Here is a 13,110-nt window from a genome sequence, read left to right as displayed (position 1 = left end):
TTCGTTTTCCTTTCAGGGAAGAGGGTCATGAGCGTTGATCAAAAGATGGACAGCAGCCGCCGCACCCTGCTGCTGGCGACGTCCGCCGCGGGCGGTGCCGCCGCCGTGGCAACAGCGGTGCCGTTCGTTGCCAGCCTGACGCCGTCCGAGCGTGCCAAGGCAGCCGGTGCGCCGGTCGAAGTGGATGTGGGTAAGCTCGCTCCGGGCGAGATGATGACGGTGGAGTGGCGCGGCAAGCCGGTGTGGATCCTGCGCCGTACCGAGGAGATGCTGGCCTCGCTCGACAAGACCGACGAGAAGGTCAGCGACCCCGCGTCCGACAAGCCGATGCAGCCGGAGTACGCCAAGAACAAGCACCGCTCGATCAAGCCGGAATACCTGATCGCGGTCGGCATCTGTACCCACCTGGGCTGTTCCCCGTCCGAGAAATTCAAGATGGGCGCCGAGAGCGGCATGGGCGCGGACTGGCCCGGCGGTTTCCTGTGCCCCTGCCACGGCTCGATCTTCGACCTGGCCGGCCGCGTGTATAGCAGCATGCCGGCGCCGGACAATCTCGAAATTCCGCCGCATCAGTATCTCGCGGACACCACCATTCTTGTTGGCGAAGACGGGAAGGCATAAGCGATGACGACCAAATCCCAGGCTGTGCTGAACTGGATCGACGAGCGTTTCCCGCTGACGTCGTCCATCAAGGGGCACCTCACCGAATACTACGCCCCGAAAAACTTCAACTTCTGGTACTTCTTCGGCTCGCTGGCGCTGCTGGTGCTGGTGATCCAGATCCTGACCGGCATCTTCCTGGTCATGCACTACAAGCCGGATGCGTCGCTGAACGCCGCCGGTGTGCCGGTGGCCTTCGCCAGCGTCGAGTACATCATGCGCGAGGTGCCGGGCGGCTGGCTGATCCGCTACCTGCACTCGACCGGTGCCTCGGCCTTCTTCATCGTCGTCTATCTGCACATGTTCCGCGGCCTGCTCTACGGTTCCTACCGCAAGCCGCGCGAGCTGATCTGGATCTTCGGCACGCTGATCTTCCTGGTGCTGATGGCCGAAGCCTTCATGGGTTATCTGCTGCCCTGGGGCCAGATGTCCTTCTGGGGCGCGCAGGTCATCGTCAACCTGTTCTCGGCGATCCCGGTCATCGGTCCGGACCTGTCGCTGGTCATCCGTGGTGACTACGTGGTGTCCGATGCCACGCTGAACCGCTTCTTCTCCTTCCACGTCATCGCCGTGCCGCTGGTGCTGATCGGCCTCGTCGCTGCGCACATCATCGCGCTGCACGAAGTCGGCTCCAACAACCCGGACGGTGTCGAGATCAAGAAGAAGAAGGACGCCAACGGCATCCCGCTGGACGGCATCCCCTTCCACCCCTACTACACCGTCAAGGACATCGTCGGCGTCGTCGCCTTCCTGTTCTTCTTCAGTGCAGTGGTGTTCTTCGCGCCGGAAGGCGGCGGCTACTTCCTGGAGTTCAACAACTTCATTCCGGCCGACCCGCTGAAGACCCCGCCGCACATCGCGCCGGTGTGGTACTTCACGCCCTTCTACTCGATCCTGCGCGCGGTGACCTACCCGCTGTTCGGCCTCGATGCGAAGTTCTGGGGCGTGGTGGCGATGGGCGCGTCGGTGGTGATCATCGCCTTCCTGCCCTGGCTGGACCGCAGCCCGGTGAAGTCGATCCGCTACAAGGGTCCGATCTTCAAGATCGCCGTGGTCATCTTCGTCATCTGCTTCTTCATCCTGGGCTACCTGGGCGTGCTGCCCCCGACCCCGGGTCGTACGCTGGTGTCGCAGATCTGCTCGGTGCTGTATTTCGCGTTCTTCCTGCTGATGCCGTGGTACAGCAAGCTCGACAAGTGCAAGGCCGAACCGGAAAGGGTGAACTTCAAATGAAAATGCGCGTGATCAATTTCGTCAAGCGTGCAGCAGCCGTGCTGCTGTTCGCCCCGGCGCTTACGCTGGCGGCCGACGTCTCGGTCAACCTCGACAAGGCGCCGGTGAGCACCGAGCCGGCCGCGCTGCAGCATGGCGCCAAGCTGTTCGTCAATTACTGTCTGAACTGTCACGGCGCGTCCTACGTGCGCTACAACCAGCTGGAGAACATCGGCCTGTCCGAGCAGATGATCCGCGACAACCTGCTGTTCACCGGCGAGAAGGTCGGCGATCTGATGAAGATCAGCATGAGCCGCGCCGACGGCACGACCTGGTTCGGCGCAGCGCCGCCGGATCTGTCGGTGATCGCGCGTTCGCGCGCTTCCGGCGACGGCAGCGGTGCGGACTGGCTCTACACCTATCTGCGCCAGTTCTACCGCGACGCCGAGCGCCCCACCGGCTGGAACAACGTGATCTTCGAAAACGTCGGCATGCCGCACGTGCTGTGGGAGCTGCAGGGCGAGCAGGTGGCCAAGATCAGCGATGACGGCCATGGCGGCAAGCACGTCGAGCTGACGCTGGCCAAGCCCGGCAAGCTGTCGGTCGAGGAGTACGACAAGGCCGTGGCCGATCTGGTCTCCTTCCTCGTGTGGATGGGCGAGCCGGTGGCCGAGAAGCGCAAGGCGATCGGCACCGTCGTGCTGATCTTCCTGGCAGGTTTCTTCGTGCTGGCCTATGCCCTGAAGAAGAACTACTGGAAGGACATTCATTGATCGGAACCGCGGCAGGCCGGGAGGCCTGTTGATCTAGTCCCAACCCAGACGCACCACGCGATATCGCGTGGTGCGCTTTTGCTTTTGCATCCCCGGAGTGGCAACACCATGATGAATCTGTATTCCGGCACGACCGATCCTTTCAGCCACCGCTGCCGGATCGTCCTGTTCGAGAAGGGCATGGACTTCGAAGTCATCGACGTCGATCTCTACAACAAGCCCGAAGACATTGCCGTCATCAATCCATACAACCGCGTGCCGGTGCTGGTGGATCGCGATCTCGTGCTGTACGAGTCGAACATCATCAACGAGTACATCGACGAGCGCTTCCCGCATCCGCAGCTGATGCCGCCCGACCCGATCATGCGTGCCCGCGCGCGCCAGCTGCTGCACACTTTCGAGCACGAACTGTTCTCGCACCTCGAAGCGCTGGAGGCCAACCAGAAGGGAGTGGACAAGGTGCGTGCCCACGTCCGCGACCATCTCACCCAGCTGGCGCCGATCTTCACCAAGCAGAAGTTCATGCTCGGCGAGGAGTTCTCGATGCTGGACGTCGCCATCGCACCGCTGCTGTGGCGCCTGGAACATTACGGCATCGAGCTGCCCAAGGCGGCGGCGCCGCTGATGAAGTACGCCGAGCGCATCTTCAGCCGCCAGGGCTTCATCGACGCGCTGACGCCTTCCGAGAAGGTGATGCGCCGCTGACCGTTCGACCCGCGATGCCCCGCCGCCGGCGTGGGCATCGCCTGATGGAAAGGCCATGAGCACAATATCGACCAAGCCTTATCTGCTGCGTGCCATCTGGGAATGGTGCGTCGACCAGGGATTCACGCCTTACCTCGCCGCCATCGTCGATGGGCAGACGCGCGTGCCGCCCGGCTATGCCCGCGACGGCCAGATCGTGCTCAATCTGTCGTCCGAGGCCACCGGCCACCTGCAGATGGCCAACGACTACATCAGCTTCCAGGCCCGCTTCGGCGGTGTCGCGCATTCGCTGGTGATTCCGGTCGCCAACGTGATCGCGATCTATGCCCGCGAGAACGGGCAGGGCATGGCTTTCGAGCCCGAACTCGAGGAAGGGGACGAGAGCGCTCCCGCGCTGGTATCCCGGGACGGCGAGGCCCGGGAACCGGAAGCGGCCGAAGACATGGGCGAGGCGGCAGCAAAGGCGCGCGAGGATGCGGCGAAACCCGGCGATGGCTCGCCGCGGCGCCCGCGCCCTTCGCACCTGACCGTGGTCAAGTAAGGAGACACGATGTCCAGTCTGGAATGGAGCGAAAAGCTCGAGAACGGTCTTGCGCGCATGGACGACACCCATCGCGAGTTCGTCGAGCTGTATACCGCCGTGGCGAGCGCCGCGCCGGAGAACTTCCTCGCCGCCTACGACGCCTTCGTCGCCCATACCGAAGCGCACTTCGCTCAGGAGAACCGCTGGATGGAAGCGGTGGATTTCCCGGGCTGCCACCGTGCCGAGCATGAGCGCGTGCTCGCCGTGCTGCACGACGTCCGCAAGCGCGTGGCCAATGGCGACATGTTCTTCGCCAGGCGCCTGATCCAGGAACTGCCGGCGTGGTTCGAGAACCACACCAACGGCATGGATGCGGCGCTCGCCTTCCATCTCAACAGCGTCGGCTACGACGTCGAGGCGGAAGGTTTCGTGCCGGGTGAGGAAGGTGGCGAGAAAGCTGCAGGCTGCGCCTGTGCCACGCTGACGGCCGATAACAAGACCGCCTGCGCCTGAGATCCTTTCCGGCGCCGCCGGCCGATCAAGTACGGAAAGGGTAGGCGACCGGCGGTTGTTCGCCGCGCATCAAGGCCACCAGCGCGCTGGCCGAGCCGCAGGCGAGCGTCCAGCCCAGCGTGCCATGGCCGGTGTTCAGCCATAGATTCGTGCTCGTGCTCCTGCCGATCAGCGGCAGGTTGCCCGGCGTGGCCGGGCGCAGGCCTGCCCAGGGCTGGACGCTGGCCTCGTCGATGGCGCCGGGGAAGTGCTGCCGGGTCCAGTCCAGCAGCGGGCGGATGCGTTCGGGCCGGATGCGGGTATCGAACCCCGCCAGCTCGGCCGTTCCGGCAACGCGCAGGCGCTCTCCCAGGCGGGAGCAGACGATCCGCCGCGACTCGTCGGTCAGGCTGACTTCGGGCGCCCTGGCGGGCTCCGTCAATGCGGCGGTGATCGAATACCCCTTGACCGGATAGATCGGCAGCCGCATGCCGGTCGGTGCCAGCAGTTCCGCGCTGTGGCTGCCGAGGCAGACCACGTATGCATCGGCGATCAGCGCGCCTCTGCGGCCGATTCCGTCCTCGATGTCGATGTTGTTGATCGTGCCGTTGCCGTGATTCAACTGCAGTACCTGGGTGTTCCAGTGGAAGCGCACGCCCGCCTGCTCCAGCCTTTCGGCCAGCGCCCGGGTGAACAGGTGCGCATTGCCCGATTCGTCTCCCGGTGCATGGATGCCGCCGGCCAGCGGGCTTTGCCGGGCCGCCAGCGCAGGTTCGATGGCGACGCATTCGGCAGGCTGGCAGACGCGTGCCTCGATGCCGAAATGCGCCAGCTCCGCTACCCGGCGAGGTGCGCGGGCGAATTCCCGGGGCGTGTTGAACAGGTGCAGGATGCCGCGCTTGCGCTGTTCGTATTCCAGCCCGGTTTCGTCCCGCAGCCTGGCCAGGCAGTGCCCGCTCCAGACCGCGAGCGCGGCGATCGCCGCCGTATTGCGGCGCGTGCGCCAGGGCAGGCATTCGTGCAGGAAGGCGAGTACCCAGCGCCACTGGGCCGGGTCGGCGGCCGGGCGGATCTTCAGCGGCGCGTCGGCGCGGCCGAGCCAGCGCAGGGCGAGCCAGGGCGCCGAGGGATTGGCCCAGGGCTCGGGATGGCTGATGGAAATCTGGCCGCCGTTGGCGAAGCTCGTTTCCATGCCTGCGCCCGCCTGACGATCGACGAGACTGACTTCGAATCCCGCCTGTCGCAGATACCAGGCGGTCGTGACACCGGTGACGCCGGCGCCGAGAACCATGACGTGCATAAAGGATGGAGGTGCTGAAAGACGGTGGCGCGGAGCGGGGATTCGAATCACCGTGCCTGGGCCAAGGCAGGGATGATAGCCATGCATCCGGAGAGCGGTGAAACTTTTTTTGCCGTGCGCTGAGCGCAAGGAACCGGGATAATCCGTCGCTGTCAGCATCAATCGCATCCACGGAGTCCCTTCATGCGTCGTGTCACCCTCACCCAGTTCCTGATCGAGCAGCAGCGTGCTGGTCGCATCACCGCCGACCTGCGTCTGTTGATCGAGGTCGTCGCCCGTGCCGTCAAGGCCATCAGCGTCAATGTCTCCAAGGGCGCGCTTGCGGGAGTGCTGGGCGAGGCAGGCACCGACAACGTCCAGGGTGAAGCGCAGAAGAAGCTCGACGTCATCGCCAACGAGATCCTGCTGCAGGCCAACGAATGGGGCGGCCATCTGGCGGCGATGGCTTCGGAAGAGGTCGAGACCGTGCACCAGATTCCCTTCGATTATCCGAAAGGCGGTTTCCTGCTGTTGTTCGATCCGCTCGATGGTTCGTCGAACATCGACGTCAATGTGTCGGTGGGCACCATCTTCTCGGTGCTGCGCATGCCGCCGGGCGGCGCGCCGGCGACCGAGGAGAGCTTCATGCAGCCCGGACGGGAGCAGGCTGCAGCAGGCTATGCGATCTACGGTCCTTCGACCCAGCTGGTGCTGACCGTCGGCAACGGCGTGCATGGCTTCACGCTCGACCGCGAGATGGGCAGCTTCATCTACACCCATCCGTTCATGACGATTCCCGAGGAAACGCGCGAGTACGCCATCAACGCCTCGAATGCGCGCTTCTGGGAAGCGCCGGTGCAGCGCTACGTCGAGGAACTGCAGCAAGGGGCGGCCGGCCCGCGTGGCGTGGATTTCAACATGCGCTGGGTGGCGTCGATGGTGTCGGACGTGCATCGCATCGTGACGCGCGGCGGCATCTTCATGTATCCGATGGACGAGAAGTGCCGCGCCAAGGGCGGCAAGCTGCGCCTGATGTACGAGGCGAACCCGATGGCGATGCTGGTCGAGCAGGCCGGTGGCGCCGCGAGCACCGGACGGGAGCGGATTCTCGACGTGCTGCCGACCGAACTGCATCAGCGCGTGCCGGTGATCCTCGGCTCGAAGGCCGAGGTGGAGCGCGTCGTCGAATACCACCGGGCGCACTGATCGTCTCGCATGCGGGTCTGCCGGCGTTTCATCGTTTCGCTGCTGCTGGGCGTGTCACTGCAGCTTGCCCTGCCTGCCGCTGCCCAGCAGGCGCTGGATGTCAGCCTGGAGGCGCCGGGCGAGGTGCGCGAGCTGCTCGAGCGCCATGTCCGCCTGCTGCGCAAGGGGGAGCAGGTGCTGCCCGAGGCCACGGCCGATCGCATCGCCCTGTCGCGCCGCGCGCGGCGCGAGGTGGAACAGCTGCTGGCGACCGAAGGCTATTTTTCGCCATCGGTCCGCATCGACCGCAGTGAAACGGGTCGCTGGCTGCTGAAGGTCGAACCGGGGCAGCGGACGACCGTCGGGCAGGTATCGATCGCTTTCGAAGGCGAGGTCGCGACGGCGCAGGGCGACCCGGAGGCGGGAGGGGAGGCTTATCTCGAGGCCTTGCGCGGCCGCTGGAGCCTGCCGCAGGGTGCGCCTTTCCGCCAGGCCGACTGGGATGCCGCCAAGCAGGCGCTGCTCGATGCCGTCGCCGCCCGTCGTTATGCGGCCGCCCGCATCGTCGCCAGCCGCGCCGAGATCGATCCCGACACGGCGTCGGCGCGCCTGAACGTGACGCTCGACAGCGGCCCCGCGTTCTACCTCGGCGCCCTCGACGTCAGCGGCCTGCAGGAACTGCCTGCCGATCTGGTGCAGCGCTACAGCCGCCTGAAGGAAGGCGAACCCTACGATCGCGAAGCCTTGCTGGCGTTCCAGACCGGCTTGCAGAACACGCCGCATTTCGCCTCGGTGATCGTCGCCATCGATCGTGACCCGGCCTTGGCCAAGGCCGTCCCGGTCAGAGTGCAGGTGACCGAGGCGAGGCCCAAGTACCTCGGTTTCGGTGTGGGGGTGTCGAGCAACACGGGTTTCCGCGTCGAGGCCAGCTATCGCGATTCCAACCTGTTTCGCCGCGCCTGGGAATTGTCGACCGGCCTGCGCATCGAGCAGCGCCGCCAGTCGGCCTATGCCGACATCTTCCTGCCGCCTTCGGGGCGGCATCGCGACAGTTTCGGTGCGCTGATCGATCGCAGCGATCTCGAAGGGCTCAAGATCAGCTCGCAGGCCATCGGCGCGACGCGCAGCACGGTGCGGGGCGACATCGAGACTCAGCTCGCGCTGCGGCTGCAGCACGAGCGCATCCAGCCCAGCGGCGCGGAAGCGAGTTCGCAGAACACGCTGACGCTCAACTGGACCTGGCTCCGGCGGGCCGTCGATGATCTGCTCGACCCGACACGCGGCTACGTGCTGGAGTTCCAGGTCGGCGGCGGTGCGGCGGTGGCGCTGGCCGACCAGGATTTCGTCCGTCTGTATGGCCGCGCGGTGCGCTACCAGCCCGTCGGTGAACGCGATGTGTTCATCCTGCGCGGCGAGGCCGGCGTGACGCTGGCCGATTCGCGGGAAGGCATTCCGCAGGATTTCCTGTTCCGCACCGGCGGTGCGCAATCGGTGCGCGGCTACGCCTACCAGAGCCTCGGGGTCCGTGAGGGCAGGGCGACCGTCGGCGGGCGCTACCTCGGCACCATGAGCGCGGAATACGTGCGCTGGTTCGAGCCGCAATGGGGGGCGGCGGTGTTCGTCGATGCGGGCGATGCGGCCGATACGCGCGACGATTTCGATCTGCGCACGGGCTACGGCGTCGGCGCCCGCTGGCGCAGCCCGGCCGGACCGCTTGCGGTCGATCTCGCCTGGGGGCACGACGAACGCAAGCTGCGGCTGCACTTCGGCGTCGCCGTCGCGTTTTGAGTGGCCGTCATTGCGGTGGCAGCCGGGGCTGTGGCCGCCATTGCGGCGGCCGCCGCGAGCCCGGCTCAGGGTCTCCGGTACTCCGGTTTCAGGCTTCGCGCCGGAAGATCAGGCTGAAGTTGTTGGCCGGCATCTCGATGACTTCATCGAGCAGGAAGCCATGTTCGCGGGCTTCGGCCTCGACCGCTTCCAGGTCGCGCACGCCGAAGCGGGGATCGATGCCGTGCAGCCATTCGTCGAATGCGGCATTGGACGGCGCCGTATGCGCGCCGTTGCGGCGATAGGGGCCGTAGCAGTAGACGATGCCGCCTTTCGGCAGCATGCGGGCTGCGCCGCGGAACAGCGCCGCCGTGCTCGACCATGGCGAGTAATGCAGTACGTTGATTGCCACCACCGCATCGGCATGCTGGACCGGCCAGGCTTCGCTGTTCAATTCCAGTTCGAGCGGTGCCTCGATGTTGCTCAGGCCGGAATGCGAGATCCAGGCGGTGATGGAGTCGATCGCGGCCGGATCGCCTTCGGTCGGCTGCCAGTGGAGCCCGGGCATGTGGGCACAGAAATATACGGCGTGTTCGCCGGTGCCGCTGCCCACCTCCAGTACCGAGGCCGTGTCGGGCAGGGCACGCTGCAGAATCGGCAGGATGTGGCAGCGATTGCGCTCGGTGGACGGGGAGAACATGCGTCGATCGTTGGACATGGGGCGGGGGAGGCTGACTTATCGGATCGTTGGACTGTTTAGCGCGGAGTGTGATCCAGACCGCAGTGCCGAGCGAGCATCGACAGCCGTCGACCATGAACTTTTCCCCGTTCTAGGGTATGTCCGGATTGTTGAGTCGGCGCATGAGATGGCCCGCGCCCGGAAACGGGGGCCTTCAGCGCACCAGAAACGGAAGGTTGGCCGTTGCCGCTTTGCCGTGGCGATCGCGTGTCGTGATGAACAGGCGATAGGCTCCCGGCTCGGCAGGCGCCAGCAGGCGCACGCTGGCGGCATCGGCGTGCAGGACGCGCGTGGCGACGCGCGCGGGCGGGGATTCGTGGTCGCCGCCTTTGCGCAGGTCGGTGGCTTCGGCAAGAATCTTCCATTCCGTTTCCAGCGCCGTGCCGTCGGCGCTGACGGCATCGATGCCGGCCGAAATCTCCGCTCCGGGGGCGAACACGTCGGCGGCGATGCCGATGCCGCGCACGGCCGGTGCGGGCCTCTCCACCGGCCGGCCCCAGAACGAGGCCAGCGCATCGCTCATCGCGGTGCCGCTGCCGTCGGCCAGCAACAGGCCGTGCCAGGTTTCGGTCTGCTCCTGTTTGGCGCCCCACAGGAAGGGGAAGGCGCCGCGAATCTGCGGCTGGCGTGCGAGATAGTCGAGGGCCTCGGTGAAGAAGCGGGCTTTTTCGCTGCTGGTCGGCTCCACCGGCGCTCCCCAGGGTTTGCGACCGGCCTGCCACTGGCCGAGCGGTCCCAGTTCGGTGACGACGACCGGCTTGCCGATGCCCGCGTCGCGCAGCCGCCGAGGCAGATCGAACACCGCGCCGGCATAGACGTTGATGCCCAGCAGATCGACGTTCGGGCAGCAGTCCGCCAGGCTGTGAAAAGCGTCCATGCCGGTATCGGCGACGACCATCAGCGTCGGGTGGGCCGGATCGATCCGCTTGATCGCCGCAGCGAGGCGATCGACCTCGCGCCATAGCGGCAGCGGGTTTTCCACCGCGGTCTCGATTTCGTTGCCGACGCCCCAGGCGAGCAGGGCGGGGTGCCCTCGGTGGCGCTCGACGAAGTCGAGGATGGCCTGCTCCTGTGCCCGCACGGCCTGCTCGTCGTCATAGCTGAAGCCGTGGCGCGGATGCTCCAGCCATAAGCCCATGAGCACCTTCAAACCGAGCCGTTGCGCTTCGTCCAGCACCCAGGCATCGGCCTGCCGATAGACGCGTACCACTTGGGCGCCGGCGGCGGCCAGGCGTGCGAGGCCGGCCGCATCGCCTTCGAAGGCGGCACCCTGCCACTGCGGGCCTGGTGCCGCCTGGCTGATGCCCGAGGACAGGGCACCGGTGCAGACGAAGAGAGCGAAAAGGATGTGCCGGAAGGCTGCGGCAAGAATATTCATTTCGATCCACTGTTCGGCGCGGTGGCCGTGCTGCGAGGCCATGCTCCATCCCTCAAGGACTTGTCTTGCCTTGGGGCGACCCAGCGGTGGAAAAGTTCAGTGCTCGATGACGCCTTGTACGGAAGGGCAGCGCAGAAATCACGCCGGTCGCTCTTGAAATCCAGGAACCCCGTCCCTATTATTAGCACTCGTTGGCAGTGAGTGCTAACAAACCCGGTGCGGCAGCGGAGCTGCTGCATTCGGGTCACTGCGAATTTTCCGCGGGCCAATCCGCAAGCCATCAACCCAAACAGTCGAACCGAAGATAGGAGTGAACTCGATGAAGATTCGTCCTCTGCACGATCGCGTGATCGTCAAGCGTCTGGAAGCCGAGCGCAAGACCGCCAGCGGCATCGTGATCCCGGACAGCGCAGGCGAGAAGCCCGATCAGGGCGAAGTCCTGGCCGTCGGCAACGGCAAGATCCTCGACGACGGCAACGTGCGTCCGATGGCCGTCAAGGCGGGCGACAAGGTGCTGTTCGGCAAGTATGCCGGCCAGGCCGTCAAGGTCGAAGGCGAAGAGCTCCTCGTGATGCGCGAGGAAGACATCATGGGCGTGGTCGAAGGCTGAGCCTTGCCGCATTCCTGAAGCGCTAATCCCTGAAAAATTCCGGAGTTCTTAAGAATGGCAGCTAAAGAAGTCAAGTTTGGTGATTCCGCCCGCGAACGCATGGTCGCCGGCATCAACATCCTCGCCAACGCGGTCAAGGTGACCCTGGGCCCGAAGGGCCGCAACGTGGTGCTGGAGCGCTCGTTCGGCGCCCCGACCGTGACCAAGGACGGCGTCTCGGTGGCCAAGGAGATCGAACTGAAGGACAAGTTCGAGAACATGGGCGCGCAGATGGTCAAGGAAGTCGCTTCCAAGACCTCGGACATCGCCGGTGACGGCACCACCACCGCCACCGTGCTGGCCCAGTCGATCGTGCGCGAAGGCATGAAGTACGTTGCCGCCGGCATGAACCCGATGGATCTGAAGCGCGGCATCGACAAGGCCGTCGCCGCCACCATCGAAGAGCTGAAGAAGCTGTCCAAGCCCTGCTCGACCAACAAGGAAATCGCCCAGGTCGGTTCGATCTCGGCCAACTCCGACAGCGACATCGGCGACATCATCGCCAAGGCGATGGACAAGGTCGGCAAGGAAGGCGTGATCACCGTCGAAGACGGCAAGTCGCTGAACAACGAGCTGGACGTCGTCGAAGGCATGCAGTTCGACCGTGGCTACCTGTCGCCCTACTTCATCAACAACCCGGACAAGCAGGTCGCCGTGCTGGACGATCCCTTCGTCCTGCTGTTCGACAAGAAGATCGCCAACATCCGTGACCTGCTGCCGGTGCTGGAGCAAGTCGCCAAGGCCGGCCGCCCGCTGCTGATCATCGCCGAGGACGTCGAAGGCGAAGCCCTGGCCACCCTGGTGGTGAACAACATCCGCGGCATCCTGAAGACCTGCGCCGTCAAGGCTCCGGGCTTCGGCGACCGCCGCAAGGCCATGCTGGAAGACATCGCCATCCTGACCGGCGGCCAGGTCATCGCCGAGGAAGTCGGCCTGACGCTGGAAAAGGCCACCCTGGACGATCTGGGCCAGGCCAAGCGCATCGAGATCGGCAAGGAAAACACCATCATCATCGACGGTGCCGGCCAGGCCGATCGCATCGAAGCCCGCGTCAAGCAGATCCGCGTGCAGATCGAGGAAGCGACTTCCGACTACGACCGTGAAAAGCTGCAGGAACGCGTGGCCAAGCTGGCCGGCGGTGTTGCGGTGATCAAGGTCGGTGCCGCCACCGAAGTCGAGATGAAGGAGAAGAAGGCCCGCGTCGAGGACGCCCTGCACGCCACCCGCGCTGCGGTGGAAGAAGGCATCGTCCCGGGCGGCGGTGTCGCGCTGTTGCGTGCCCGTGCCAGCCTGAGCGGCCTGAAGGGCGACAACCACGACCAGGACGCCGGCATCAAGATCGTGCTGCGCGCGATGGAGCAGCCGCTGCGCGAGATCGTCGCCAACGCCGGCGACGAGCCGAGCGTGGTGGTGAACAAGGTCGTCGAAGGTTCGGGCAACTACGGCTTCAACGCCGCCACCGGCGAGTACGGCGACATGGTCGAGATGGGCGTGCTGGATCCGACCAAGGTGACCCGTACCGCGCTGCAGAACGCCGCTTCGGTTGCCGGCCTGATGCTGACTACCGACTGCATGGTCGGCGAACTGGCCGAGGACAAGCCGGCCGGCGGCATGCCCGACATGGGCGGCATGGGTGGTATGGGCGGCATGGGCATGGGCATGTAATGTCCTGATGCCCGGGCCCCGGTTCGCCGGGGGCTGATGCTGCTTTGGAAAGGCCTCGCGGAAGCGAGGCCTTTCTGCATCCG

General features: G+C 65.5%; 13 protein-coding genes. 10 read left to right on the top strand and 3 right to left on the bottom strand.

Features of this window, described 5'->3' with window-relative positions:
* Positions 1-27 precede the first annotated feature (27 nt).
* The 6 genes from petA (at position 28) to AAFL97_RS15985 (ending at position 4,386) form a co-directional block, all read left to right on the top strand.
* Positions 28-621 (top strand): ubiquinol-cytochrome c reductase iron-sulfur subunit, encoded by a 594-nt coding sequence (petA, locus tag AAFL97_RS16010; protein ID WP_341645762.1) that lies wholly within the window; start codon positions 28-30, stop codon positions 619-621.
* 3 nt (positions 622-624) lie between these two features.
* Positions 625-1,893, top strand: a complete 1,269-nt coding sequence (locus AAFL97_RS16005; protein ID WP_263462108.1) for a cytochrome b — start codon at positions 625-627, stop codon at positions 1,891-1,893.
* Positions 1,890-2,645 carry a cytochrome c1 gene (locus AAFL97_RS16000; RefSeq protein ID WP_341645761.1) on the top strand — a complete coding sequence of 252 codons (756 nt, stop codon included), beginning with the start codon at positions 1,890-1,892 and terminating at the stop codon, positions 2,643-2,645. The genes AAFL97_RS16005 and AAFL97_RS16000 overlap by 4 nt, the downstream gene beginning before the upstream one ends.
* 108 nt (positions 2,646-2,753) lie before the next feature.
* Positions 2,754-3,350, top strand: coding sequence for a glutathione S-transferase N-terminal domain-containing protein (locus AAFL97_RS15995; protein ID WP_068636083.1), 597 nt, complete (start codon positions 2,754-2,756; stop codon positions 3,348-3,350).
* A 55-nt stretch (positions 3,351-3,405) separates the two neighbouring features.
* Positions 3,406-3,891, top strand: coding sequence for a ClpXP protease specificity-enhancing factor (locus AAFL97_RS15990; RefSeq protein WP_341645760.1), 486 nt, complete (start codon positions 3,406-3,408; stop codon positions 3,889-3,891).
* Between the two features lie 9 nt (positions 3,892-3,900).
* Positions 3,901-4,386, top strand: a complete 486-nt coding sequence (locus tag AAFL97_RS15985; RefSeq protein ID WP_341645759.1) for a hemerythrin domain-containing protein — start codon at positions 3,901-3,903, stop codon at positions 4,384-4,386.
* A 25-nt stretch (positions 4,387-4,411) separates the two neighbouring features.
* Here AAFL97_RS15985 and AAFL97_RS15980 read toward each other — a convergent pair whose 3' ends face one another.
* A complete protein-coding gene (locus AAFL97_RS15980; RefSeq protein ID WP_341645758.1) occupies positions 4,412-5,665 on the bottom strand; it encodes a D-amino acid dehydrogenase in 1,254 nt (417 codons plus the stop codon).
* A gap of 183 nt (positions 5,666-5,848) precedes the next feature.
* Between AAFL97_RS15980 and AAFL97_RS15975 the strand changes: the two genes are divergently transcribed.
* Both AAFL97_RS15975 and AAFL97_RS15970 read left to right on the top strand, forming a co-directional pair.
* Entirely contained in the window at positions 5,849-6,850 is a 1,002-nt protein-coding gene (locus AAFL97_RS15975) for a class 1 fructose-bisphosphatase (protein WP_341645757.1), read from the top strand.
* A gap of 9 nt (positions 6,851-6,859) precedes the next feature.
* Positions 6,860-8,617 carry an autotransporter assembly complex protein TamA gene (locus AAFL97_RS15970; protein ID WP_341645756.1) on the top strand — a complete coding sequence of 586 codons (1,758 nt, stop codon included), beginning with the start codon at positions 6,860-6,862 and terminating at the stop codon, positions 8,615-8,617.
* A gap of 88 nt (positions 8,618-8,705) precedes the next feature.
* Here the strand turns inward: AAFL97_RS15970 and AAFL97_RS15965 are convergent, their stop codons facing one another.
* Complete coding sequence (locus AAFL97_RS15965; RefSeq protein ID WP_341645755.1) at positions 8,706-9,296, bottom strand: DUF938 domain-containing protein; 591 nt, start codon at positions 9,294-9,296, stop codon at positions 8,706-8,708.
* A 193-nt stretch (positions 9,297-9,489) separates the two neighbouring features.
* Positions 9,490-10,755, bottom strand: a complete 1,266-nt coding sequence (locus tag AAFL97_RS15960; RefSeq protein ID WP_341645754.1) for a glycoside hydrolase family 2 TIM barrel-domain containing protein — start codon at positions 10,753-10,755, stop codon at positions 9,490-9,492.
* A gap of 277 nt (positions 10,756-11,032) precedes the next feature.
* Between AAFL97_RS15960 and groES the strand changes: the two genes are divergently transcribed.
* A complete protein-coding gene (gene groES, locus AAFL97_RS15955) occupies positions 11,033-11,323 on the top strand; it encodes a co-chaperone GroES (RefSeq protein ID WP_263462117.1) in 291 nt (96 codons plus the stop codon).
* A gap of 54 nt (positions 11,324-11,377) precedes the next feature.
* The gene (groL, locus tag AAFL97_RS15950) at positions 11,378-13,027 is read left to right on the top strand and encodes a chaperonin GroEL (protein ID WP_341645753.1); all 1,650 of its coding nucleotides are present in this window, start codon (positions 11,378-11,380) and stop codon (positions 13,025-13,027) included.
* Positions 13,028-13,110 lie beyond the last annotated feature (83 nt).

It is taken from the genome of Thauera sp. SDU_THAU2 (assembly GCF_038260575.1).
Taxonomy (GTDB): domain Bacteria; phylum Pseudomonadota; class Gammaproteobacteria; order Burkholderiales; family Rhodocyclaceae; genus Thauera.
The sequence above is the reverse complement of the archived record's forward strand: the minus strand, read 5'-3'. Positions and strand labels throughout refer to the sequence as shown.

Bases quoted from the DNA above. Each gene is read 5' to 3' on its own strand.
- AAFL97_RS15980 (WP_341645758.1), bottom strand. From the start codon at position 5,665: ATGCACGTCATGGTTCTCGGCGCCGGCGTCACCGGTGTCACGACCGCC.
- AAFL97_RS15960 (WP_341645754.1), bottom strand. From the start codon at position 10,755: ATGGCCTCGCAGCACGGCCACCGCGCCGAACAGTGGATCGAAATGAAT.
- AAFL97_RS16000 (WP_341645761.1), top strand. From the start codon at position 1,890: ATGAAAATGCGCGTGATCAATTTCGTCAAGCGTGCAGCAGCCGTGCTG.
- AAFL97_RS15990 (WP_341645760.1), top strand. From the start codon at position 3,406: ATGAGCACAATATCGACCAAGCCTTATCTGCTGCGTGCCATCTGGGAA.
- petA (WP_341645762.1), top strand. From the start codon at position 28: ATGAGCGTTGATCAAAAGATGGACAGCAGCCGCCGCACCCTGCTGCTG.
- AAFL97_RS15985 (WP_341645759.1), top strand. From the start codon at position 3,901: ATGTCCAGTCTGGAATGGAGCGAAAAGCTCGAGAACGGTCTTGCGCGC.
- AAFL97_RS15995 (WP_068636083.1), top strand. From the start codon at position 2,754: ATGATGAATCTGTATTCCGGCACGACCGATCCTTTCAGCCACCGCTGC.
- AAFL97_RS16005 (WP_263462108.1), top strand. From the start codon at position 625: ATGACGACCAAATCCCAGGCTGTGCTGAACTGGATCGACGAGCGTTTC.
- groL (WP_341645753.1), top strand. From the start codon at position 11,378: ATGGCAGCTAAAGAAGTCAAGTTTGGTGATTCCGCCCGCGAACGCATG.
- AAFL97_RS15965 (WP_341645755.1), bottom strand. From the start codon at position 9,296: ATGTTCTCCCCGTCCACCGAGCGCAATCGCTGCCACATCCTGCCGATT.
- AAFL97_RS15970 (WP_341645756.1), top strand. From the start codon at position 6,860: ATGCGGGTCTGCCGGCGTTTCATCGTTTCGCTGCTGCTGGGCGTGTCA.
- AAFL97_RS15975 (WP_341645757.1), top strand. From the start codon at position 5,849: ATGCGTCGTGTCACCCTCACCCAGTTCCTGATCGAGCAGCAGCGTGCT.
- groES (WP_263462117.1), top strand. From the start codon at position 11,033: ATGAAGATTCGTCCTCTGCACGATCGCGTGATCGTCAAGCGTCTGGAA.